Raw genomic sequence first — 23609 nt, 5'->3', positions numbered from 1 at the left:
CCACTATGAGTAAAAGGAAAATTATCGTTGTTGGCGGTGGGCTGGCAGGACTAATGGCAACAGTGAAAGCTGCCGAAGCCGGCGTTGCTGTAGATCTCTTTTCAGTAGTTCCAGTAAAGCGCTCACATTCTGTTTGTGCCCAAGGTGGCATTAACGGTGCCGTTAATACGAAGGGTGAAGGCGATTCACCTTGGATACACTTTGATGATACGGTTTATGGCGGTGATTTTCTTGCAAATCAAGCGCAAGTAAAAGCAATGTGTGAAGCTGCCCCTGGCATTATTTATTTGATGGATCGTATGGGTGTTATGTTTAGCAGAACACCTGAAGGACTATTGGACTTCAGAAGGTTCGGCGGCACTCAGCATCACCGAACAGCCTTTGCTGGTGCTACAACCGGCCAACAATTATTATATGCTCTTGATGAACAAGTCCGCCGTTGGGAAGTTGCAGGGCTTGTAAATAAATATGAGTATTGGGAATTTCTGTCTGCTGTTGTTGATGAGGATCAAACTTGCCGCGGCATTGTTGCTCAGGATCTTAAATCAATGGAAATCAGATCTTTTGCTGCGGATGCTGTTATTATGGCAACGGGCGGCTGCGGTATTATTTTTGGCAAGTCGACCAACTCTATGATCAATACAGGTACGGCCTCATCCGCGCTGTATCAGCAAGGGGTATACTATGCTAACGGTGAGTTTATTCAAATTCATCCAACTGCTATCCCCGGCGATGACAAACTGCGCTTAATGAGTGAATCGGCACGCGGTGAAGGCGGAAGAGTCTGGACATATAAAGATGGGAAGCCTTGGTATTTCTTAGAGGAGAAATATCCTGCTTACGGCAATCTTGTTCCCCGAGATATTGCGACGCGTGAAATTTTTGATGTCTGCGTTAATCAAAAACTCGGCATCAACGGCGAGAATATGGTTTATTTGGATCTTTCGCATAAAGATCCTCATGAACTGGATGTCAAACTCGGCGGTATTATTGAGATCTATGAGAAATTTGTCGGCGAAGATCCTCATAAAGTGCCGATGAAAGTATTCCCTGCGGTCCATTATTCAATGGGCGGCATGTGGGTTGATATTAATCAAATGACCAATATTAAAGGTCTGTTTGCTTGCGGCGAATGTGAGTATCAGTACCACGGCGCCAACCGTCTTGGTGCAAATTCGCTTTTATCAGCCATTTACGGCGGCATGATTACAGGCCCGAATGCTGTTGAGTATATTGACGGCTTAGACAAGCATACTGAGGATATCTCTTCAACGCTTTATGATCAAAACGTCAAGCGTGAACAAGAGAAATTCGAACATATTATGGGAATGGACGGAAAAGAAAATGCCTATGTTCTTCATAAAGAGCTTGGCGAATGGATGACGGCTAACGTTACAGTTGTCCGCTATAACGATAAATTATTAGAAACGGATGACAAATTGCAGGAGTTAATGGAACGCTATCAAAATATCAATATTAACGACACGTCCAAATGGAATAATGGCGGTGCGGCGTTTACGCGTCAGCTATGGAACATGCTTCAGCTTGCTCGTGTTATTACGCTTGGAGCATATAATAGAAATGAGAGCCGCGGCGCTCACTACAAACCTGAATTCCCTGAACGTAATGATGAAGAATGGCTGAAGACAACAAAAGCAAAATTCAACCCTGAAAAAAATGCTCCTGAATTTGAATACGAAGAAGTAGACACTTCATTTATCAAACCACGTAAACGCGATTATACGAAAAAACATTAATAGGGGGGAAAGTCATGTCAGAGAATAAAACGATTAAGATTATTATTACGCGGCAAGACGGTCCAAATGCTACCCCTTATGAGGAAACATTTGAAATTCCATATAGAAAAAACATGAATGTTATTTCAGCGTTAATGGAAATACGCCGTAATCCTGTTAATATCAAAGGTGAACCGACATCGCCTCCACAATGGGAAATGAACTGTTTAGAAGAAGTATGCGGTGCGTGTTCGATGGTTATTAACGGTAAGCCGCGTCAAGCTTGCTCGTCATTAATTGATAAACTTGAAACGCCTATTCGCCTTGAACCGATGAAAACATTTCCTGTTATCAGGGACTTGGCGGTAGATCGAAGCCGGATGTTTGAAGCGCTTAAGAAAGTTAAGGCGTGGATTCCAATTGACGGCACTTATGATCTGGGGCCGGGTCCACGTATGCCTGAGACGAAACGCCAATGGGCCTATGAACTTTCAAAATGTATGACTTGCGGTGTTTGTTTGGAAGCTTGCCCTAACGTTAACAGTAAGTCTGACTTTATCGGTCCTGCACCGTTATCACAAGTTCGCTTGTTCAATGCTCATCCAACAGGTGCTATGAATAAAGCAGAACGGCTGCATACGATCATGGGAGAAGGCGGTCTTGCATCATGCGGTAACTCGCAAAACTGTGTTCAATCCTGCCCTAAAGGCATTCCGCTGACAACATCTATCGCAGCGCTTAACCGCGATACAGCAATTCAATCATTCCGCGATTTCTTTGGCAGTGATCATCAATAATTATTTTAAACTTTTTAAGAAACTCCCCCGAAAAAATAGGGGAGTTTCTTAGTTTGTTTAAGTCACAGGATGATGTCAATAAACATATGATATCTTGACTAAATACCTTCCTCATCAGCTCTTTTTTTCGAGCAAGGAGGGGGAATTGTTGAAAGAGAATTACCATCGTCCAAAGCCTTTATTAACAAAGAGGGAAAGAGAAGTTTTTGAACTGCTCGTACAAGATAAAACGACAAGAGAGATTGCTCAAGAATTGTTTATAAGTGAAAAAACAGTTCGAAATCATATCTCAAATACCATGCAAAAGCTTGGGGTTAAAGGTCGATCTCAGGCGGTTGTCGAATTACTGCGGCTCGGAGAATTAGAGCTTTAATAAAGACCGGCTTTCTTAGTGGAAGCCGGCTTTACTTATTTATTGAACCTTTGCCCGGCAAAGTGACGCAGATGTTTATTCAGCGCCGGCTTGTTTTTGGATTTTTTGATATTGAGTCATTTAGCGCCCCTTCGTTAGAAAGTTCCCAGAATTTCATATTCTTTAACCAGCCTTGATGGTTCCAGGATGTAGAGGTAAAATGATATCAGTCTTTTTCATATAACATTGACCATAGTTCGATAAGCAGAAAAATTAATCATAAAAATGGGGCGGTTTTTTGAATAAGCCAATTGGTGTGATAGATTCGGGTGTAGGCGGTTTAACTGTTGTAAAAGAATTAATCAGACAGCTGCCAAGTGAAGAAATTGTTTATATGGGGGACAATGCTCGCTGTCCATATGGTCCTAGACCCGCTGAAGAAGTAAAAAAGTATACATGGGAAATGACTCGCTTTTTACTTGAAAAACATAATATTAAAATGCTTGTGATTGCCTGCAACACAGCAACAGCTGTCGTTTTTGAAGAAATTAAAGAGTCGCTTAATATTCCTGTCATTGGCGTTGTCGATCCAGGGGCTCGTTCTGCTTTAAAAGTGACAAAAACGTATCGTGTTGGTGTTATAGGCACTATTGGAACGGTGGGAAGTAAGGCATATGACCATGCCTTGCGGGCGATCAACCAGAATGTATATATTACAAGCTTGGCCTGCCCGCCTTTTGTTCCGCTTGTAGAGTCAGGCGATTTAAACAGCCCGGAAGCAGAACAAATCGTTGAAGAAACCTTAAAGCCTCTTAAACGAGAAGCGATTGATACGCTGATTTTAGGCTGTACGCATTATCCTCTGTTAAGACCGATTATTCAAGATGTTATCGGTCAGAATATTATTTTAATAGATTCTGGTGAAGAAACAGCGCGGGAAGTCAGTACAATCCTATCTCATAAGAAGCTTCTTGCAGATGCCTCGCAAGCGCCGAAGCATCAATTTTATACAACGGGTTCAGAGTCGCTAATGTCTGATATTGCCGGTGAATGGCTGAAATTCCGGCCATCCGTTTCTAAAGTTTCTGTCTCCCATGATATGATATAACGTTCAAATGGCTTTTAGTTTAATGGGGCTTTAACAGTATAAATCTTGTATAAAAATAACCTTTCAGATTCCAAGCTGAAAGGTTATTTTTATATGGTCTATTTTTAACGGAAGCTCGTATATATATTAGTACAAACATTGACAAGGAGGGGCGGTTTATGCGAGTGACAAGGAATACATCCTTGCTTGCTGTTTTAGTTATTTTTCCGCTTGTACTCGGCGGCTGCGGACTTAATAAAACGCACGAATCAGCAATTAAGCCCGAGCCGGATAAGGTGAAATATATAAAGCAGGGCGACAAACTAAACTCAAATTCAGATGAGAAGAGTTCTGCGGCAGATGAGTCTAAAACCGGCGCTGTTTCAAGACAATTATATCTGCTTGATGCCAATGGCAGGGTCACCCCGCAAGTCGTTAAGCTTCCAAAGAAAAGTAATGAGGCAAAGCAAGTTTTGGAATATTTAGTTCAGGACGGTCCGGTAAGCAATATATTGCCAAACGGCTTTCAAGCAGTGATACCGCCAGGCACAACAATTAATAGTACACAAGCAAAAAAAGACGGCACATTCGTTGTGGATTTTTCGAAAGAATTTCTGGACTACAAAGCGAGTGAAGAAAAAAGTATTTTACAAGCTATTACTTGGACTTTAACGCAATTTGATTACATTAAACGAGTACAAATAAAAATCAACGGTAAAATGGAGAAAGTGATGCCTGTAGGAAAAACAGAAATTGGCAAAGGCTTGTCTAGGGCTGACGGCATTAATTCGGAGATTGGCGATGTTGTGGATGTTGCGGCAAGCAACAGCGTAACAATATATTATTTATCCGAGCATGAAGGGCATACTTACTATGTCCCTGTTACGACAAGGGTTGAACCAGGCGAAAATAAAGTTACAGCTGCTGTAAATGCTTTAATCGACGGCCCTGACGGAAAAGGATTAATGTCGCCATTCGGCTCAGATGTCGCTTTAAAAGGCCGTCCAGTGATTAAAGATGGTGTTGTGACCTTAGACTTCAATAGCGCTTTATATACAGACAAAAATAAAAAGACCGTTGATGATGATGCGATTGATTGTCTGGCGCTGACATTAACCAGTCAAGCGGGTATTGATAAAGTAAAAATTGAAGTAAACGGTTCTTCAAAGGTTATAAAAGAGTCAGGTCAAAAGATAACAAAACCCGTTTCCCGTCCCGAAGTGAATAAAACAGGCGTATAAGAATAGAGAAAATATGTTATAGTTATAGGGGTGGCCGCAGCCGCCCCTTTTCTTTCATCAATAAGCATGTTTTGGCATCAGCCAAATTTCTTTATAAGGATCCCAAAAAAATGGGGATCAATATTTATAATCTATAGTCGATGCACGAGGGGGATTATAATGAGACATGACGACCGTCAGAATGACGAATTAAGGTCAATACATATAGAGCCTGATTATATTATGCATCCAGAAGGATCAGTGCTGATTACTGTAGGGAGAACGAAGGTCATTTGCAATGCGACAATCGAAGAGCGGGTGCCCCCTTTTATGAGAGGGCAAGGAAAGGGCTGGATAACAGCTGAATACGCCATGCTGCCGAGAGCGACCGCGCAAAGAAATATTCGAGAGTCCAGCAAAGGAAAAATCGGCGGCCGTACAATGGAAATACAGCGATTAATCGGCAGAGCGCTGCGTTCAGTTGTTGATTTGGAAAAAATAGGCGAACGGACGCTGTGGATCGATTGTGATGTGATTCAAGCAGACGGCGGAACGCGAACCGCGTCTATAACAGGAGCCTTTGTGGCTATGGTTTTGGCATTCCAGAAATTAGTGGAAAATAAGACCATTAAGGAATTGCCGATCAAAACTTATCTAGCGGCAACTTCTGTCGGGATTCATCCTGAATATGGCCCGATTCTTGACCTTTGTTATGAAGAGGATTCTACGGCAGCTGTTGACATGAATGTCGTGATGACCGGAACGGGCCAATTTGTTGAAATTCAGGGTACAGGTGAAGAAGCGACTTTTAGCGAAGATCAACTAGCCAGCCTGCTTAACCTTGCAAAAAAAGGTATTCGTGAATTAATCGATGTGCAAAAATCAGTGATAGGGGATATTGAAAAAGCTGAGAGCACGGAAAACCGGAGTGAAGGATAATGAAAAAGCTGCTTATTGCTTCAAATAACGAAGGTAAAATAAAAGAGTTTAAGAAGCTGTTTAGGGATTTTGATGTCCAAGTTTCGTCATTGCGCGATCTGGAACAGCCGATAGATATACCGGAGACGGGCACAACTTTTCACGAAAATGCTAAGTTGAAAGCTGAAGGCATTTCTAACATCATGAAGACAATCACTATAGCTGATGATTCCGGGTTAGTGATTGATGCGCTTGACGGCCGGCCCGGCGTCTTTTCGGCCCGTTTTGCCGGTACTGAAAAAAATGACGATAAAAATATCGATAAAGTATTGGAAGAACTGAAAAATGTGCCAATGGATCAAAGGACTGCCCGTTTTGTTTGTGTGCTGGCTATTAGTGCGCCCGGCAAGGAAACGCGATTCGTCGAGGGAGTCTGCGAAGGAATTATTACTGAAGAAAGAATTGGCAACCAGGGCTTTGGCTACGACCCGATTTTTTATCTGCCGGAACTGGGCCGGACAATGGCCGAACTTTCAAGCGATGAAAAGAACAAAATCAGTCACAGAGCCCAAGCCATGCAAAAACTAATGAAATACTGGCCGGAATGGATGGAGGGTGAATAAATGAAGGTCTTAATTGCCAGCGATAGTCATGGATTGACTCATGAACTGACAAATTTAGTCGAAAGATATCGCGATGATGTTCAATTATTTATTCACTGCGGCGACTCTGAATTGCCCGGCAGCTCAGAGGAAATGACCTCTTTTCATGCGGTCAAAGGCAATTGTGATTCGCCGTCATCCGGCTATCCTGACGATTTGATTAAAACTGTCGGCGGCTTTAAACTTTTTGTGACTCACGGGCATTTATACAATATTAAAATGTCCCCTGTAAATTTGTTATATAAGGCGGAAGAAACCGGCGCTGATATCGTTTGCTTTGGACATACTCATCATGCTGTCACTTTCCAGGAAGGGAAGAAAATCTTTATAAATCCCGGCAGCTTGCGTTTGCCTAGAGGCATGAATGAGAAAACTTATGTCATTTGCGAGATCAATAATGATAAGAAAGAAGTGAACGTTAATTATTTTAATCAAAACGGGGAGCCTGTTGAGTCTTTAAGCAAAAAATATGTGCTGGCATAGAAATTTTAGACAAATAGTTGACAGTGAACGATTTATCATATATATTAATTATTGTCGTTACACTGTATTGCGGGTGTAGTTTAGTGGTAAAACAAGAGCCTTCCAAGCTCTGGTCGTGGGTTCGATTCCCATCACCCGCTCCATTTTTTTATTTATGATGATGCCGAAGCTTCAAGCATCATTGAAATCATATCCGTTCATCTTGTTTGCTCGGTATTTTGATAATGCAGCGTTTCGAACAGTTTCGTTGTACATACTTAGAAGTTTACAATTTTTCATCGTTTGTCCCAGTAGCTCAGCAGGATAGAGCAACGGCCTTCTAAGCCGTCGGTCGGGAGTTCGAATCTCTCCTGGGACGCCATAAAATATTACATAAAACAAACGCAGATTAACAGCCTCTTGTATCGTTGAGTGAAACGGTCAATATAGCGGCCATTTAAGAAATGGCACCGATTATTGACTTCGACGCTTTATGGTATAAGAGGTTTTTTGTATGGCCAAAAGAAATGGAATATTTGATGTTAAAGCAGAAAGGGAGCAAAAAAACTGTCATGATAGGGGATATTTCGTGATTCAGTTTGTGTTTTGCTTTGCTTGTCAGTACCTCATACTGCTTATTAAGCAGCCGATTTTAAATGGATCAACCCGCCTTAATTTAAACCTCCGCGTATTTTTTGCACAAATTTTAATAAGCATTTTTTCTCTCTTGAGACTTTATTCATTCGTTTCTTTCTCATGTTTATGCTATATAAGCATCAAAAAATTTTTTGTTTTAAAGCATAAAAGTTTTTGTGTTTAAATGGTTATTTTAAAGGAAAATGATGCATTGATGGAGAATTTAAATAATATATTGGCGGCATATTTGTCTTCTCCGCAGCAACCTGCTAAACTGTAAGCAGTATAATTGATGGAGAGACACATATATGAAGCGAAAACACATGGCTAGAAAAGTGGACAGCAAGCTCGTTCTATTTCCGCATTTGGAAGAACGCCTTGTTGAAAGAGGGATTGAGAAGCTAAAAGATAAAAAATACAAGGAAGCAAAGGTATTATTTGAACAGCTGTATGACATAGATCCAGATCATCCCCAAGCGGCATACGGCCTTTCTGTATGTTATGTAGAACTTGGCGATTATGAAAAAGCTGAGGCTATAACTTCAGAAATGTTGAAAAGAGATATTGGCAACTATTATGATGTATTAAGGCTTCATATGACGATTCTGATCCAAAGGCGCCGCTACCAAGAAGTCATTGCTATGGCTGAGGCGATTTTAGAAGAAGATGAGACCCCTCCTGAAATTGAATCGATGCTGCGGCAATTGGCGGAATTTTGTCGAGTCAGATTAACAGAAACCCATACAAGCCATCCATCAGAAGATGATGCTCCTGTTCGCAAACTTGATTTATCAGAACTGCATCATCCGGATCCTGAAAAACAGTGGCTGGCTGTACAAAACTTAAATAACAGACTTTCATCGGATGAGGAACAAGAATTGACTGAATTCCTATCATCAAGCACAGGAGATCCCTTTATTAAAACGCTTGTTCTTAAACTTTTAAAAGCAAGAGGGAGAAAGGGTACTGTCACTGTCGCTAAAATGGGCGAAACTTTTAAGGTTAATCTTGATGGCGACCATTTGTTTTATGAAGACTTTAAAGATCAAGTATCTCAAAGGATTCAACGGGCGCTGATGTCGGAAAACCCGACATTATGCGAGCTGGCCGAGCAGATCTGGCAGCATTTTATTGTGGCGTCTTTCCCTAAACCCCTTGAGCCTATGAAACCTGATATATGGGCCGGGGCCTGCTCTCTTTATACACATCAAATTAACGGGGTGGATATTGATGAGGATAAATTTTTCCATCAATTTAATGTCCCGGTAAATAAGGTTAAAGAACAAGCACTATTTATAAAAAAGGTCGAAGAAATGTCTTCCGAAAACAATTTCTAATATGAGTTCAAACAAAAAGGAAAATGCTTTTCCGGATTTTTTGAACGGCCTCTATAAATTGATTTTTGAAATAAGAATCTATTATGTTATAATGAAATGGCTGTAATAAAACTATTATAAAAAATTAAGTATGAGGATAAATGTTGGAGGTAAAAATATATGGATGTAACAGCAAAATGGGAGAAGCAAGAGGGAAATCAAGGGACATTAACTTTTGAAGTTGATGCTGAAAGCTTTAATAAATCGCTAGATAAAGCGTTTAAAAAAGTAGTCAAGAAAGTTAATGTTCCAGGTTTCCGGAAAGGGAAAGTGCCGCGCAAGATTTTTGAACAACGCTTTGGTGTTGAATCCCTGTATCAAGATGCATTAGATATAATGCTTCCTGAAGCTTATTCAAAAGCGGTAGATGAGACTGGCATTGAGCCGGTAGACCGCCCGGAAATTGATGTTGAGAAAATCGAACAAGGCAGTCCGGTAGTGCTGACAGCAGCAGTCACTGTTAAACCTGAAGTTAAGCTTGGAGAGTACAAAGGACTTGAAGTAGAAAAGCAAGACACTGAAGTGACTGATGAGGACGTTGACAACCAAATCAAACAACTTCAAGAACGCTTTGCAGAGCTTGTCGTTAAAGAAGAAGGCGAAGTTGAAGAAGGAAATACGGCAGTTATTGACTTTGAAGGCTTCGTAGACGGCGAACCGTTTGAAGGCGGCAAAGCTGAAAATTATAGCTTAGAAGTCGGATCAAATACATTTATTCCAGGCTTTGAAGAACAGCTTGTAGGTTTAACTGTCGGCGCAGAAAAAGATGTCAAAGTAACATTCCCTGAAGATTATCACGCTGAGGAACTTAAAGGGAAAGAAGCAACATTCAAAGTAAAGCTTCATGAAATTAAAGAAAAGCAGCTTCCTGAACTTGATGATGAGTTTGCCAAAGATGTAAATGATGAAGTTGAAACTTTGGATGAATTAAAAGAAACGATTAAAAAGCAGCTAAAAGAAACTAAAGAGAGAAACGCTGAGAATGCAACACGCGATACTGTTGTTGAAAAAGCATCTGAGAATGCTGAAATCGACATACCGGAAGCAATGATCGAAACTGAGCTTGATCGCATGGTAAGAGAATTCGAACAAAACATTCAATCTCAAGGGCTTACTTTGGATATGTATTATCAGTTTTCCGGAACTGATCAAGAATCTCTAAGAGAGCAAATGAAGGATGATGCTAGCAAACGCGTTCGTGCTAACTTAACACTAGAGGCTATTGTAAAGGCTGAAAACATTGAAGTCAGCGAAGAAGAAATTGAAAAAGAACTTGAGAAGATGGCAGAAAACTACAAGCTATCTACTGACCAAGTCAAACAAATGCTGGCTATGCAAGGCGGCAATGACCTCATTAAATCTGACCTTCAACTTCGCAAAGCGGTTGACTTTCTTGTTGAACACAGCAAAGTAAAAGCATCATAATGAAAAAAACAAGGCGCGAGATATCGTGCCTTGTTTTATAAGAAGAACAAGCCCATTTTTTCCGAGATTTAAATAGATCATGTAAAATACGTTTATTTTATTTTGATTATACATATCCTTACAATAAGCAAATATTTTATTTAAGGTCACTATTTGTGATACAATGCGTACATAACCAAAGACATTGTTCAATGCAGTTAAATTAACGGAATATCAATGTGCTATAAATATGATGCTTCGCTCTTGTCTGCTTTAAAAGGAAAGACAGAAGAAATAGGGGTGAAAAAATGTTTAAATTTAATGAAGAAAAAGGGCAGTTAAAATGCTCTTTTTGTGGCAAAACCCAAGATCAGGTACGTAAGCTTGTTGCTGGGCCTGGCGTGTATATTTGTGATGAGTGCATTGAGCTCTGCACTGAAATTGTAGAAGAAGAGTTAGGTGCTGAAGAGGAAGTTGAATTCAAAGATGTGCCTAAACCGCAGGAAATACGGGCTATATTGGAAGATTATGTTATAGGTCAAGAGGATGCCAAAAAGAGTCTGTCAGTAGCTGTTTATAATCATTATAAAAGAATTAATGCCAAACAAAAGTCGGATGATGTTGAACTTGCGAAGAGTAACATTGTTATGATTGGACCAACAGGTAGCGGTAAAACACTCTTAGCTCAAACTTTGGCAAGAATCCTCAATGTGCCGTTTGCTATCGCTGATGCAACATCATTAACAGAAGCAGGTTATGTCGGTGAAGATGTTGAGAATATCTTATTGAAGCTCATTCAAGCCGCTGATTACGATGTTGAAAAAGCAGAAAAAGGCATTATTTACATTGATGAAATTGATAAAATTGCCAGGAAGTCTGAAAACCCGTCGATTACTCGAGACGTTTCTGGTGAAGGCGTTCAGCAAGCATTGCTTAAAATTCTTGAAGGCACTGTTGCGAGCGTGCCTCCTCAAGGCGGAAGGAAACATCCGCATCAAGAATTTATTCAAATTGATACAACAAATATATTATTTATTTGCGGCGGCGCCTTTGATGGCATTGAACAAATCATTAAGCGCAGGCTCGGAAAAAAGGTTATCGGGTTTGGCGCCGATACCATAAAACAGGAATTCCATAAAGATGAATATCTTAAACAAGTGCTTCCTGAAGATTTATTGAAATTTGGTTTAATACCGGAATTTATCGGCCGCTTGCCGGTTGTTACAAGCTTGGAGCAGCTGGATGAAGATGCGCTTGTAGACATTTTGACAAGACCGAAAAATGCTTTGGTTAAGCAATATAAGAAACTGCTTGAACTGGACAATGTTGAGTTAGAATTTACCGATGAGGCGTTAAGAGATATTGCTAAAAAGGCAATTGAGCGAAAAACCGGCGCGCGCGGACTGCGTTCAATCATTGAAAGCATTATGCTTGATGTGATGTATGAACTGCCGTCAAGAGACGATATTGAGAAATGCATTATCACTCGGGAAACGGTTCTTAACAAAATCGCGCCAACTTTAATATTGGATGATGGTACAGTATTAAAAGATAATGAAACGCCAAAAGAAAGTGCTTAAAAAATCAAAACTACCCGTGAAAACGGGTAGTTTTGATTTTTTTGTTTAGTACGAAACATGCTCGGAGATACTAACCCAAGAAGCAATCATCAGGAGGTAAGGCAATGAATTGGACAACGCTACTTATCTTTGTACAATTGTTTTTTGGGATCATCATCGGCATGTATTTTTGGAATTTATTAAGGAGCCAACATTCACAGAAAATATCCATAGACCGTGAATCCAAAAAGGAAATCGAGCAGTTAAGAAAGATGAGAAACATATCTTTAACAGAGCCGTTATCAGAGAAAGTCCGCCCCAGCCAAATGGAGGATATTGTAGGCCAGGCAGACGGCATACAAACGTTGAGAGCAGCGCTGTGCGGCCCAAACCCCCAACATGTCCTTATATATGGTCCTCCAGGAGTGGGAAAAACGGCAGCGGCGCGGTTGGTTTTAGAAGAAGCCAAAAAAAATCCTCAATCTCCTTTTAAGCCATCTGCTGTATTTATTGAACTTGATGCTACAACGGCACGCTTCGATGAACGCGGTATTGCCGATCCTCTTATCGGATCCGTGCATGATCCTATTTATCAAGGCGCCGGAGCTATGGGGCAAGCCGGTATTCCGCAGCCTAAGCAAGGAGCCGTCACACATGCCCACGGCGGCATCCTTTTTATAGACGAAATCGGCGAACTGCATCCGATTCAAATGAACAAACTATTAAAAGTGCTGGAAGATCGCAAAGTATTTCTGGAAAGCGCCTATTATAATGAAGAAAATACGCAGATACCTGCACATATCCATGATATTTTCCAAAACGGCTTGCCGGCTGACTTTCGCCTGATCGGTGCTACGACAAGGTCTCCAGAGGAAATTCCCCCTGCCATTCGTTCAAGGTGTCTAGAAATATACTTTAATGAATTAAAAAACAGCGACATAGAGGTCATTGCGAAACGCGCAGCTGATAAACTGAGGCTAAACGTATCGCCGCCTTGTATTGAAAAGATTGCTGAATATGCAAGGAATGGGCGGGAGGCTGTTAATATCATGCAAATAGCAGCTGGAATGGCTATCTCTAAGAAATCCGAAAATATAAGATTAGCGGATATCGAATGGGTGATTCATTCCAGTCAGTTAATGCCAAAACCGAATAAAAAAATACATGAAGAACCGAAAGCGGGTCTTGTCAATGGACTTGCAGTATACGGGGCTAACAGCGGCGCGCTTCTCGAGATAGAAGTAACAGCTGTTAAAAGCAGCAGAAAAGGCAGCATGACAATAACCGGTATTGTTGAAGAAGAGACGCTGGGATCTAGCAGTAAATCGATTCGCCGCAAAAGCCTTGTCAAAAGTTCTGTTGAAAATGTGTTAACTGTTTTAAATAAGTTAGGCGTTCGGGCGCATCAATATCATATTCATATTAATTTTCCGGGCGGGGCGCCGGTTGATGGTCCATCCGCAGGCATAGCCATTGCATCTGCCGTTTATTCCGCGATAAAAAACATACCGATTGATCCAAAGGTCGCTTTGACCGGAGAATTAAGCATTCATGGAGCGGTTAAACCAATAGGCGGCGTGGTTGCCAAAATAAGAGCGGCCAAAGAAGCAGGAGCGAAACGGGTCATTATTCCAGAAGAAAATAGACAAAGCATGCTGGATGATATAAAGGATATAGAAATTATACCTGTGTCGCACGTAGATGAAGTGTTAAATCATATCCTGATTAAACAGGATTTTGAGGAGGAAACCATTCCGGCTTCCGGAATCGCTCAAGCCCCGTCAGAACCTGTATAAAAAATTAGACATGACATGGCTTTATAGGATAGAATTGTACAGAGTACATGAAGTGGAGGTGTTTTTTACCAATGATAGCAGAAAAACAATTAACAATACCCCTCCTGCCGCTGCGCGGTATGCTCATCTATCCATCAGTAGTGCTTCACCTTGATGTTGGGCGTGACAAATCTGTTGAGGCGCTTGAAAAAGTCATGGTTAATGATCATCGCATTTTTCTTGCTGCCCAAAAAGAAATGGCCACTGAGGATCCTGAAACAACAGATATTTATGAGGTTGGCACTATATCTACGGTTAAACAGATGTTGAAATTGCCAAATGGAACAATACGCATCCTTGTAGAGGGTGAACAAAGGGCGAAAATAACATCTTTTAATAAAAATGATCAATATTTTGAAGTAAATGTTGAAATTTTGGAAGATGATGTTGAGCATGACATTGAAACAACGGCTCTTATGAGGAATGTCCTTGACCAATTCAGCGGGTATATAAAACTTTCCAAAAAAATTACACCGGAAATCATGGGGACAGTCAGTGATATTGAAGATCCGAGTCAGCTAGCGGATGTGGTTGCTTCCCATTTAACTTTAAAAGTTAAAGAAAAGCAAGAAATATTAGAGATTGTAAATGTAAAGGACCGCTTAAAGAAGTTAATTGAAATTCTGACAAATGAACAAGAAGTATTAGATATCGAGCGCAAAATCGGCCAACGCGTCAAACAATCGATGGAGCGTACGCAAAAGGAATATTATTTGCGGGAGCAAATGAAAGCTATTCAAAAAGAATTGGGCGAACGTGAAGGACGGGGAGATGAAGTAGAAGCTTTAAGGAAAGAAATCGAATCATCTTCCATGCCGGAAAATGTCAAGGAAACAGCTTTCAAAGAATTAAACCGTTTTGAAAAACTGCCTTCAAGTTCAGCGGAGAGCGGCGTGATTCGAAATTATATTGACTGGCTCTTGCAATTGCCTTGGAAAAAACAAACGGAAGACAATTTAGACATTAATCATGCGGAAAAGATTTTAGAAGAAGAACATTATGGTCTGGAAAAAGTCAAGGAAAGGGTGCTTGAATATTTATCCGTTCAACAGCTTACCCGTTCTATGAAAGGGCCTATTTTATGTTTGGCGGGACCTCCCGGGGTCGGAAAAACATCGCTTGCGAAATCAATAGCCAAATCACTAAACCGTCATTTCGTTCGCATATCGCTTGGCGGGGTGCGTGATGAAGCGGAAATTCGCGGGCATAGAAGAACGTATGTCGGAGCTATGCCGGGACGAATTATTCAAGGGATGAAAAAAGCAGGGACGATTAATCCTGTTTTTCTTCTTGACGAGATCGATAAAATGTCGAATGATTTTAGAGGCGACCCTTCTGCAGCAATGCTGGAGGTTCTCGATCCAGAGCAAAACAATACATTCAGCGACCATTATATAGAAGAGCCGTATGATTTAAGCAAAGTTATGTTTATTACAACGGCAAATAATATCGGGACGATTCCGCGGCCGTTATTGGACCGGATGGAAATTCTTAATATTGCCGGTTATACAGAACTTGAAAAACAGCATATTGCCAAAGAACATCTGATTCCCAGACAATTGAAAGAGCACGGCTTAAAGAAAAGCCAATTGAGGTTCCGTGACGAAGCTATTATTGATCTTATCCGTTATTATACAAGAGAAGCGGGTGTCCGTAATTTAGAGCGCCGAATTGCCGCCCTTTGCAGGAAAGCGGCTAAAATAATCGTTTCCGGAAAGAAAAAAAGCCTGACAATCACCAAAAAAGTGCTTGAAGAATTTTTAGGCAAACCGATTTTTCGTTATGGACAAGCAGAAACTAAAGATCAAGTTGGTATTGTTACGGGTTTGGCTTATACACCTTTCGGCGGTGATACGCTATCTATAGAAGTTTCCCTATCTCCGGGTAAGGGGAAATTAGTTTTGACCGGTCAGCTCGGAGATGTTATGAAAGAATCTGCTCAAGCAGCATTTAGCTATGTCCGTTCAAGGGCCAAGGCTCTTGATATTGATGAAGACTTTTATGAAAAATTAGATGTTCATATTCATGTGCCTGAGGGCGCGACACCTAAGGACGGGCCTTCTGCAGGCATTACTATGGCAACGGCGCTTGTTTCGGCTTTAACGAACAGACCGGCAAAAAAAGAGGTAGGCATGACAGGGGAAATTACTTTGCGCGGCAGAGTTTTGCCCATCGGCGGCTTAAAAGAAAAGTCATTAAGCGCGCACCGGGCAGGCTTGAAAACAATCATTATTCCGCAAGACAATGAACGAGATTTGGATGATATTCCTGACAGTGTAAAAAATGATTTGAGATTTATTCCAGTTACTCATTTGGATGAAGTTTTAAAACACGCGCTTAGACCGGTGAAGAAAAATGAAGATTAATCAAGTTGAATTTATCATCAGCGCTGTTCAGCCATCCCAATATCCCAAAGATGGTTTGCCGGAAATAGCGCTCGCCGGACGTTCTAATGTAGGAAAATCATCCTTAATCAATAAGCTGTGCAATCGAAAAAATATCGCGCGGACTTCGCAAAAGCCAGGAAAAACACAAACGTTAAATTACTATAAAATAAACGATAAATTTTACTTTGTCGATGTCCCGGGTTACGGGTATGCAAAAGTGTCGAAAAAAGAAAAACAAGCATGGGGACGCATGCTGGAGACTTATTTTACTACCAATAAACAATTAAAAGCAGTGATACAAATTGTCGATCTTCGGCACCCGCCGTCAAACGATGACCAGCAAATGTACGAATTTCTAAAATACTACGAAATCCCAACGATTATTGTGGCAACAAAGGCGGATAAAATTCCAAAAGGAAAGTTACAGAAGCACCAAAAGATAGTTAAAGAAGTCTTAAATATCGAACCGAATGATCCCATCACTCTTTTTTCGGCGCATTCAGGTTTTGGCAAAGATGAATTGTGGCGAACGATCAGCCAATACTTATAACCCTAAGAGGCAGGAAATCTCTTAGGGTTTTCTTTTTTTATGATATGACTAAACAAAGGAGATAAAGCCAATAATAGGAAATAAGTTCTGTTTCTGTATATTTTGATTTCGTTCGTGTTTTTTGATATTCTAACATAAGAATCATTATAAAATGTGAAATATTGTTTTTCATGGCCTGTTCACATTTTTTCAAAGCAGGATAACATACACATGTTATAATAGAGTTGTTTGTATTGTATGGATTAAAATGGGGGGACATTTTATGCATGTCATTGCAGTTGGATTAAACCACCAGACCGCCCCTGTTGATATTAGGGAAAAGGTGGCTTTTGAAGCATCAACACTTCATGAAGCCTTAATTAAACTTCGTCAAACCAAAAGCATTTTTGAGGATGTCATTGTTTCAACATGCAACCGAACGGAAGTGTATGTTGTCAGTGATCAATTGCATACAGGACGCTATTATACCAAAATGTTTTTATCGGAATGGTTCGGCATAGATAAGGAACAATTGACCTCTTTTTTGTTTATTAAAGAAGACGAAGCGGCCATTGAACATCTTTTCCGGGTGACATGCGGTTTAGACTCTATGATACTCGGTGAAACGCAAATACTCGGACAAATTCGCGAGGCTTTTTTATTAGCTCAGAAATATGAGACAACCGGCACGATTTTTAATGAATTGTTTAAAGAGGCCATTTACTTGGCAAAGCGCGCTCATTCTGAAACATCAATCAACGATAATCCTGTTTCAGTCAGTTATGCAGCTGTTGAATTAGCCAAACAAATTTTCGGCGGTTTAGCGGACAAGCATATATTAATTGTAGGGGCAGGGAAGATGAGCGAGTTAACCGCCAAACATTTAAACGGCCAAGGCGTATCAAAAATTACAGTGATGAACCGGACATATGCGAAAGCCAAAGAGCTTGCCGAACGTTTTTCCGGGCAGGCAAGTGACATGTCAAAGATGTCACAAGCTCTATTAGAAGCCGATATCTTGGTCAGTTCGACTGGAGCACGGGATTATATTTTGAGCAAAGATTTCGCCAAAGCAGCGGTGAAAAAAAGAAAAGGACGCCCGTTATTTATTGTGGATATCGCTGTTCCTCGTGATATCGATCCGGAAATCAATGATATTGAAGGCGTCTTTTTATATGATATCGATGACTTAGAAGGCATTGTCCAAGCGAATTTGGAAGAAAGAAAGGAATCAGCTGCGCAAATTGAACTTTTTATTGAAGAGCAGCTCGTCCGATTTAAAGAATGGCTGCAAACCTTAGGAGTCGTTCCGGTTATTTCTGCATTGAGGAACAAAGCTTTAAATATCCAAGCAGAAACGATGAAAAGCATTGAGCGCAAGCTTCCGGATTTAACTGATAGAGAGCTTAAAGTGATCAGAAAACATACGAAAAGCATTGTTAATCAGCTGTTAAGGGACCCCATTCAAAAGGCCAAGGAACTTGCCGGGGAGCCAAATGCAGAAAAATCACTGCAAACATTTATTGATATATTTGCAATTGAAGAGAACGTCAAACAAGAAAAGCAAAAGAGCGAAAATGTAAAGTCGCCCGAAACTTGGGAGAATGTCCCCCAAAAAGGGTTCCCTGCTGCCGGTCATGTGTCATTACGCTCCTAGGAGGCGCCCTTATGACACTGAATTTATTGTATGACTTAACAATCTGTTTATACGTTCTGAGCGTATGCGGTTATTTTATAGATTTTCTTGAAAACAACCGGAGGGCTAATCGGACTGCCTTCTGGTTGCTTTCTATTATTTGGTTCCTGCAATGCGGCATTTTTATTGTTAAAGCAGACTACATCGGCGAGTTTCCCATTTTAACAATTACAGACGGCCTTTTCTTTTTATCATGGATATTAGTGACGCTCTCACTCTTGATTAATCGTCTATTGCGTGTCGATTTTTTTGTGTTTTTTACAAACCTTGCCGGCTTTGTTATGATGGCAATCAGCTTATTTAAGCCAAAAGATCCTGTAAGAGACGAACTTTCCAGGCACTTAATGAGCGATTTGCTTGTTATCCATATTACAATTGCCTTTCTCGCTTATGCTGTTTTTACGATATCTTTTATTCTTTCAATGATGTATTTAATTGAATATCATATGCTAAAACAGAAAAAATGGGGAAAGAGACTCGTAAGATTCGGCAGTTTATCACAAATTGAAAAGTGGTCATTTTTATGCAATTTAGTCGGCGTTCCGCTTCTGCTCATTAGTTTGGTCTTAGGAATTATCAGGGCTTATACGGTACTTGCAGACTTCAGCCTCCTTGATCCAAAGGTTATTTCTTCCTTTTTGGTCATTACCGTATATTGTTTATTCCTTTATCAGCGTTTGGGCAAAAATGTCCATGGAAAACCGTTGACTTACTGGAATGCTGCCGGTTTCTTATTAGTCTTGATTAATGTCTTTTTATCAGAAACATTAACAAACTTTCATTTCTGGTAATCATGAAAATGATCGTTGTACAAGAACTCGTAGCGATTAAAGGAGGTGCCGAATTTGAACTTGATTAAAGTAGGCTCAAGAAAAAGCAAGCTTGCACTGACTCAGACAAACTGGGTGATCAATCAATTAAAGAAAGTAAATGATCTGCTTGAGTTTGATTTAAAGCATATTGTAACAAAAGGCGACCGCATATTGGATGTGACCTTATCTAAAGTCGGCGGAAAAGGCTTGTTTGTGAAAGAAATCGAACAAGCTTTATTGAATAAAGAAATAGATTTTGCTGTACACAGTATGAAAGACATGCCGTCAATTCTTCCGGACGGTCTGACAATTGCTTGTGTTCCGGTTCGGGAAGATTTTCGAGATGTTTATATTTCCAAACACCACATCCCTTTCATGGAACTGCCTAAAGGGGCTGTCGTAGGGACGAGCAGTTTAAGAAGAGCGGCACAGCTGTCAGCTCTTCGGCCGGACATTACTATTCGTTCGATTCGCGGGAATATTGACACCCGTCTAAATAAATTAAAAGCAGAAGATTTTGATGCCATTATTTTGGCGGCTGCAGGGATGAAGCGGATGGGATGGTCCAACGACATCATAACAGAATATCTCCCGGCTTCTGTCTGTCTTCCGGCGGTCGGCCAAGGGGCATTAGCGATTGAGTGCCGGACGGATCACGCGGCGCTAATCAAGCTGTTAAAACAAATTCATGATGAAGACACATATGTCACAGTCACGGCGGAACGAGCTTTTCTCAAGACACTTGACGGCGGCTGTCAAGTGCCGATAGCAGCGCATGCTCATAAAGATGGCCAATCAGTGACTTTGACTGGTTTGGTGGGCACACCTGACGGCAAGACAATCATTAAAGAAACCCTGACTGGAGAAAATCCGGAAGAACTTGGCGTTAAGCTGGCTCGTGTTTTAATGGAACGGGGCGCTAAGCAAATTTTAGATAAAGTCAGAGAAGAGCTTGACAAATCATGAACAAGCCATTGGCAGGGAAAAGGGTCTTAATTACAAGGGCACAAGAACAAGCCCGGCCGATGATCAAAGCGATAGAAAAGAATGGCGGCGAGCCGGTGGTTATTCCGGTCTTGGCTTTTAGACCCGCTCCCCTTTCCATACATGAACAAGAGCGGTTAATTGATGCGCTGAAAAAAACGGATTGGATTGTTTTTACGAGCGCGAACAGCATAAAATACTTTTTTTATTTTGCAGGTCATGCGAAACATTTATTAGAACATATTAAGATAGCAGTGGTTGGAAAGAAAACGGAAGAGGTCCTAAAGGATTACGGATTCAGCCCGGAGCTTGTTCCGGAAACTTATACGGCAGAGGCGCTGGCTCAAAATTTAATCAAACATGAAAATCCTCACCAGTCAGTGCTTTTGCCATTAGGGCAATTGGCGAAACCCATCTTAAAAGAAACATTAAAAGAAGCAGGGTTTAATATAAAGGATGTCGTGGTCTATCATACTGTTAAAAATGAGGCGTCCCGCCCGGCTTTAATAAACAGCATGATACAAAACCAATTGGATGTCATTACGTTTACAAGCCCGTCATCTATTCATTTTTTTATTGAATTATTATCTCCTCATGATTGGAAAACGTTTATAAATCATAAAGTGGTTGCTTGTATCGGAAAAGTAACAGCCGATGCTGCACTTTCAAAAGGCATCCGTGTACAGGCGGTTCCAAAAGATTTTACGGCACAGTCGCTCGTTGCTGCTATTGCAGAATACTATTTGGGGGAATTGAAATGAAAGATTTGATTTTTGACCGACACCGGAGACTAAGAAAAACACCAGCTTTAAGAAGTATGGTTAAAGAAACGTCATTAAGCGCCAAAGATTTTGTTTATCCGGTATTTGTTGTTGAAGGTCATCATATTAAAAAAGAAGTATCGTCAATGCCGGGAGTATATCAATATTCTATTGATCGTCTGCATGAAGAATTGGATGAAGTCACGGCACTCGGCATCCCTTCTATTATGGTGTTCGGCATTCCGGATTATAAAGATGCTGAGGGAACAATGGCCTATCATGATCACGGCATTGTCCAAAAAGCCATCAGATACATTAAGGAAAAATATCCAGATCTTATTGTTGTCGCAGATACTTGTCTTTGTGAATATACAGATCACGGTCATTGCGGCATTATTCATAACGGTGATGTTGAAAATGATGAAAGTCTGGCCGTTCTGGCCAAAACGGCTGTATCTCAAGCAGAAGCAGGTGCGGATATCATTGCGCCGTCAAATATGATGGACGGTTTTGTAACCGCTATTCGCCATGGACTGGATGAAGCGGGTTTTAAGGACATCCCGATTATGTCTTATGCAATTAAGTATGCTTCGGCTTTTTATGGTCCGTTTCGCGAAGCTGCTGAAGGTGCTCCGCAATTCGGCGACCGGAAGACATATCAAATGGATCCCGGCAATCGGCGCGAAGCATTAAGGGAAGCACAATCGGATCTTAATGAAGGTGCAGACTTCCTGATCGTGAAACCCGCATTGTCTTATTTAGACATTATTAGGGATGTGAGAAACCGATTTGATCTCCCTGTTGTGGCTTATAATGTCAGCGGCGAATACGCGATGATCAAGGCCGCCTGCCAAAATGGCTGGTTAGACGAGAAAGCGGCCGTCATAGAGAAGTTGATGAGTATGAAACGTGCCGGCGCTGATATTATCATTACCTATCATGCCAAAGATGCCGTCCGTTGGATGAAAGAGTAATTAAAGCAAGAGTTTAACCCTTATGAAAGAAATGATTGCCAGCGCTTCCGTTTTTTTAGAGGCGGCTGCTCTATCCAAATATAAAAGCAAGATAGGAGGACTCCTAATGAATATAGAAAAGTCCGTTAAAGCGTACGAACAAGCCAAACCTTTAATGCCCGGCGGCGTTAACAGTCCGGTAAGAGCATTTCGGTCAGTGGATATGTCGCCGATATATATGAACAAAGGCAAGGGCTCGAAAATTTACGATCTTGATGGCAATGAATATATTGACTATGTGCTCTCCTGGGGGCCGTTAATTCTTGGCCATGCTAATGATCATGTTATCGGTCTATTAAAAGAAACAATGGAAAAAGGAACAAGCTTCGGTGCTCCGCACGTTTTAGAAACACAACTGGCCGAATTAGTCATTGAGCGCGTCCCTTCGATTGAAGTGGTAAGGATGGTTAATTCGGGCACAGAAGCGACCATGAGCGCTTTAAGATTAGCGCGCGGATATACAGGACGCAATAAAATCTTAAAATTTGAAGGCTGTTACCATGGGCACGGCGATTCCTTATTAATCAAAGCCGGCTCCGGTGTCGCTACTCTGGGCCTTCCTGACAGTCCAGGCGTGCCGAAAAGTGTTGCTGAAAATACCATAACTGTCCCTTACAATGATTTTGAAAGTGTTAAATACGCTTTTGAGCAATTTGGGGAAGATATTGCCGCAATTATTGTAGAACCCGTTGCCGGAAATATGGGTGTCGTACCGCCTTTGCCGGGATTTCTGGAATCATTAAGGGAGATTACACATCAATACGGCGCTTTGCTTATTTTTGATGAAGTGATGACAGGATTCAGGGTAGCTTATCATTGTGCCCAAGGATATTTTAATGTCACACCTGATATTACGTGTTTGGGTAAAGTCATCGGCGGAGGATTGCCGGTTGGTGCTTTTGGCGGAAAACGTGAAATCATGAAGAAAATTGCTCCTGATGGTCCGATTTATCAAGCGGGAACATTATCAGGCAACCCGCTGGCAATGGCTGCTGGGTATGCGACATTATCACAATTAAAAGAAGAAGATTATCAAGCGTTCAGGGAAAAGGCAGACCGATTGGCTGATGGCTACCAACGTGCGGCCGAGAAGCACGGGATACCGCTGTCAGTCAATCAGGCCGGGTCAATGATTGGCATCTTTTTCACCGACGAAGATGTTATTAATTATGAAACAGCTAAAAGCGCCAATCTTGAACATTTTAATGCTTATTTTAAATCAATGTTAGAACAAGGCTTTTCATTCCCTCCATCTCAGTTTGAAGGCATCTTTTTATCAACAGCTCATACGATGGATGATATTGAAAGAACGATTAAAGCTGCGGAAAAGGCTTTTTCTATTATAGGAAAAAAGTAAATAAGTGATGTTATTTTCAGAAGCGT

At 41.0% G+C, this 23609-nt stretch carries 20 protein-coding genes and 2 tRNA genes; all 22 read left to right on the top strand.

What is annotated here, in order from left to right:
* Nucleotides 1-5 precede the first annotated feature (5 nt).
* The 22 genes from sdhA (at nucleotide 6) to hemL (ending at nucleotide 23583) form a co-directional block, all read left to right on the top strand.
* On the top strand, nucleotides 6-1757 hold the full coding sequence (sdhA, locus tag JOD45_RS04680) for a succinate dehydrogenase flavoprotein subunit (RefSeq protein WP_205002708.1): 1752 nt from the start codon (nucleotides 6-8) through the stop codon (nucleotides 1755-1757).
* A gap of 14 nt (nucleotides 1758-1771) precedes the next feature.
* Entirely contained in the window at nucleotides 1772-2533 is a 762-nt protein-coding gene (gene sdhB, locus JOD45_RS04675; RefSeq protein ID WP_205002707.1) for a succinate dehydrogenase iron-sulfur subunit, read from the top strand.
* A 148-nt stretch (nucleotides 2534-2681) separates the two neighbouring features.
* The gene (locus JOD45_RS04670) at nucleotides 2682-2906 is read left to right on the top strand and encodes a helix-turn-helix domain-containing protein (protein WP_205002706.1); all 225 of its coding nucleotides are present in this window, start codon (nucleotides 2682-2684) and stop codon (nucleotides 2904-2906) included.
* Between the two features lie 277 nt (nucleotides 2907-3183).
* Complete coding sequence (racE, locus tag JOD45_RS04665) at nucleotides 3184-3993, top strand: glutamate racemase (protein WP_205002705.1); 810 nt, start codon at nucleotides 3184-3186, stop codon at nucleotides 3991-3993.
* A 158-nt stretch (nucleotides 3994-4151) separates the two neighbouring features.
* A complete protein-coding gene (locus JOD45_RS04660) occupies nucleotides 4152-5213 on the top strand; it encodes a GerMN domain-containing protein (protein WP_205002704.1) in 1062 nt (353 codons plus the stop codon).
* A gap of 159 nt (nucleotides 5214-5372) precedes the next feature.
* Nucleotides 5373-6131 carry a ribonuclease PH gene (rph, locus tag JOD45_RS04655; RefSeq protein WP_205002703.1) on the top strand — a complete coding sequence of 253 codons (759 nt, stop codon included), beginning with the start codon at nucleotides 5373-5375 and terminating at the stop codon, nucleotides 6129-6131.
* Nucleotides 6131-6733, top strand: a complete 603-nt coding sequence (locus tag JOD45_RS04650) for an XTP/dITP diphosphatase (protein ID WP_205002702.1) — start codon at nucleotides 6131-6133, stop codon at nucleotides 6731-6733. Before rph ends, JOD45_RS04650 begins: the two co-directional genes overlap by 1 nt.
* Nucleotides 6734-7255, top strand: a complete 522-nt coding sequence (locus JOD45_RS04645) for a metallophosphoesterase (protein ID WP_205002701.1) — start codon at nucleotides 6734-6736, stop codon at nucleotides 7253-7255. It abuts the gene before it with no gap.
* A gap of 69 nt (nucleotides 7256-7324) precedes the next feature.
* Nucleotides 7325-7398: transfer RNA gene (locus tag JOD45_RS04640), tRNA-Gly, on the top strand.
* A 141-nt stretch (nucleotides 7399-7539) separates the two neighbouring features.
* A tRNA-Arg gene (locus tag JOD45_RS04635) sits at nucleotides 7540-7616 on the top strand.
* 562 nt (nucleotides 7617-8178) lie between these two features.
* Nucleotides 8179-9207 (top strand): tetratricopeptide repeat protein, encoded by a 1029-nt coding sequence (locus JOD45_RS04630; RefSeq protein ID WP_205002700.1) that lies wholly within the window; start codon nucleotides 8179-8181, stop codon nucleotides 9205-9207.
* A gap of 159 nt (nucleotides 9208-9366) precedes the next feature.
* Nucleotides 9367-10671, top strand: coding sequence for a trigger factor (tig, locus tag JOD45_RS04625; protein WP_205002699.1), 1305 nt, complete (start codon nucleotides 9367-9369; stop codon nucleotides 10669-10671).
* A 287-nt stretch (nucleotides 10672-10958) separates the two neighbouring features.
* On the top strand, nucleotides 10959-12230 hold the full coding sequence (gene clpX / locus JOD45_RS04620) for an ATP-dependent protease ATP-binding subunit ClpX (protein ID WP_205002698.1): 1272 nt from the start codon (nucleotides 10959-10961) through the stop codon (nucleotides 12228-12230).
* A 104-nt stretch (nucleotides 12231-12334) separates the two neighbouring features.
* A complete protein-coding gene (gene lonB / locus JOD45_RS04615; RefSeq protein ID WP_205002697.1) occupies nucleotides 12335-14005 on the top strand; it encodes an ATP-dependent protease LonB in 1671 nt (556 codons plus the stop codon).
* A 71-nt stretch (nucleotides 14006-14076) separates the two neighbouring features.
* Nucleotides 14077-16410 carry an endopeptidase La gene (gene lon / locus JOD45_RS04610; protein WP_205002696.1) on the top strand — a complete coding sequence of 778 codons (2334 nt, stop codon included), beginning with the start codon at nucleotides 14077-14079 and terminating at the stop codon, nucleotides 16408-16410.
* Nucleotides 16400-16981, top strand: coding sequence for a ribosome biogenesis GTP-binding protein YihA/YsxC (yihA, locus tag JOD45_RS04605; protein ID WP_205002695.1), 582 nt, complete (start codon nucleotides 16400-16402; stop codon nucleotides 16979-16981). The genes lon and yihA overlap by 11 nt, the downstream gene beginning before the upstream one ends.
* Nucleotides 16982-17243: 262 nt before the next feature.
* Nucleotides 17244-18617: a glutamyl-tRNA reductase gene (gene hemA, locus JOD45_RS04600; protein ID WP_205002694.1), complete on the top strand. Its 1374-nt coding sequence runs from the start codon at nucleotides 17244-17246 to the stop codon at nucleotides 18615-18617.
* Nucleotides 18618-18628: 11 nt separating this feature from the next.
* Nucleotides 18629-19447 carry a cytochrome C assembly family protein gene (locus JOD45_RS04595; protein ID WP_205002693.1) on the top strand — a complete coding sequence of 273 codons (819 nt, stop codon included), beginning with the start codon at nucleotides 18629-18631 and terminating at the stop codon, nucleotides 19445-19447.
* Nucleotides 19448-19501: 54 nt separating this feature from the next.
* Complete coding sequence (gene hemC, locus JOD45_RS04590; RefSeq protein WP_205002692.1) at nucleotides 19502-20434, top strand: hydroxymethylbilane synthase; 933 nt, start codon at nucleotides 19502-19504, stop codon at nucleotides 20432-20434.
* Nucleotides 20431-21213 (top strand): uroporphyrinogen-III synthase, encoded by a 783-nt coding sequence (locus tag JOD45_RS04585; RefSeq protein ID WP_205002691.1) that lies wholly within the window; start codon nucleotides 20431-20433, stop codon nucleotides 21211-21213. The genes hemC and JOD45_RS04585 overlap by 4 nt, the downstream gene beginning before the upstream one ends.
* The gene (gene hemB / locus JOD45_RS04580; protein ID WP_205002690.1) at nucleotides 21210-22187 is read left to right on the top strand and encodes a porphobilinogen synthase; all 978 of its coding nucleotides are present in this window, start codon (nucleotides 21210-21212) and stop codon (nucleotides 22185-22187) included. Before JOD45_RS04585 ends, hemB begins: the two co-directional genes overlap by 4 nt.
* A gap of 106 nt (nucleotides 22188-22293) precedes the next feature.
* On the top strand, nucleotides 22294-23583 hold the full coding sequence (hemL, locus tag JOD45_RS04575) for a glutamate-1-semialdehyde 2,1-aminomutase (RefSeq protein WP_239549080.1): 1290 nt from the start codon (nucleotides 22294-22296) through the stop codon (nucleotides 23581-23583).
* The last annotated feature ends 26 nt before the right edge of the window (nucleotides 23584-23609 follow it).

Source organism: Scopulibacillus daqui, assembly GCF_016908855.1.
Classification (GTDB): Bacteria; Bacillota; Bacilli; order Bacillales; family Sporolactobacillaceae; genus Scopulibacillus_A; species Scopulibacillus_A daqui.
Note: the sequence above shows the minus strand (reverse complement) of the source record. Positions and strands in the feature narration are given on the sequence as shown.

Bases quoted from the DNA above. Each gene is read 5' to 3' on its own strand.
- sdhB (WP_205002707.1), top strand. From the start codon at position 1,772: ATGTCAGAGAATAAAACGATTAAGATTATTATTACGCGGCAAGACGGT.
- hemB (WP_205002690.1), top strand. From the start codon at position 21,210: ATGAAAGATTTGATTTTTGACCGACACCGGAGACTAAGAAAAACACCA.
- rph (WP_205002703.1), top strand. From the start codon at position 5,373: ATGAGACATGACGACCGTCAGAATGACGAATTAAGGTCAATACATATA.
- lonB (WP_205002697.1), top strand. From the start codon at position 12,335: ATGAATTGGACAACGCTACTTATCTTTGTACAATTGTTTTTTGGGATC.
- hemA (WP_205002694.1), top strand. From the start codon at position 17,244: ATGCATGTCATTGCAGTTGGATTAAACCACCAGACCGCCCCTGTTGAT.
- JOD45_RS04595 (WP_205002693.1), top strand. From the start codon at position 18,629: ATGACACTGAATTTATTGTATGACTTAACAATCTGTTTATACGTTCTG.
- lon (WP_205002696.1), top strand. From the start codon at position 14,077: ATGATAGCAGAAAAACAATTAACAATACCCCTCCTGCCGCTGCGCGGT.
- sdhA (WP_205002708.1), top strand. From the start codon at position 6: ATGAGTAAAAGGAAAATTATCGTTGTTGGCGGTGGGCTGGCAGGACTA.
- yihA (WP_205002695.1), top strand. From the start codon at position 16,400: ATGAAGATTAATCAAGTTGAATTTATCATCAGCGCTGTTCAGCCATCC.
- tig (WP_205002699.1), top strand. From the start codon at position 9,367: ATGGATGTAACAGCAAAATGGGAGAAGCAAGAGGGAAATCAAGGGACA.
- JOD45_RS04660 (WP_205002704.1), top strand. From the start codon at position 4,152: ATGCGAGTGACAAGGAATACATCCTTGCTTGCTGTTTTAGTTATTTTT.
- JOD45_RS04630 (WP_205002700.1), top strand. From the start codon at position 8,179: ATGAAGCGAAAACACATGGCTAGAAAAGTGGACAGCAAGCTCGTTCTA.
- JOD45_RS04585 (WP_205002691.1), top strand. From the start codon at position 20,431: ATGAACAAGCCATTGGCAGGGAAAAGGGTCTTAATTACAAGGGCACAA.
- clpX (WP_205002698.1), top strand. From the start codon at position 10,959: ATGTTTAAATTTAATGAAGAAAAAGGGCAGTTAAAATGCTCTTTTTGT.
- JOD45_RS04645 (WP_205002701.1), top strand. From the start codon at position 6,734: ATGAAGGTCTTAATTGCCAGCGATAGTCATGGATTGACTCATGAACTG.
- hemL (WP_239549080.1), top strand. From the start codon at position 22,294: ATGAATATAGAAAAGTCCGTTAAAGCGTACGAACAAGCCAAACCTTTA.
- JOD45_RS04650 (WP_205002702.1), top strand. From the start codon at position 6,131: ATGAAAAAGCTGCTTATTGCTTCAAATAACGAAGGTAAAATAAAAGAG.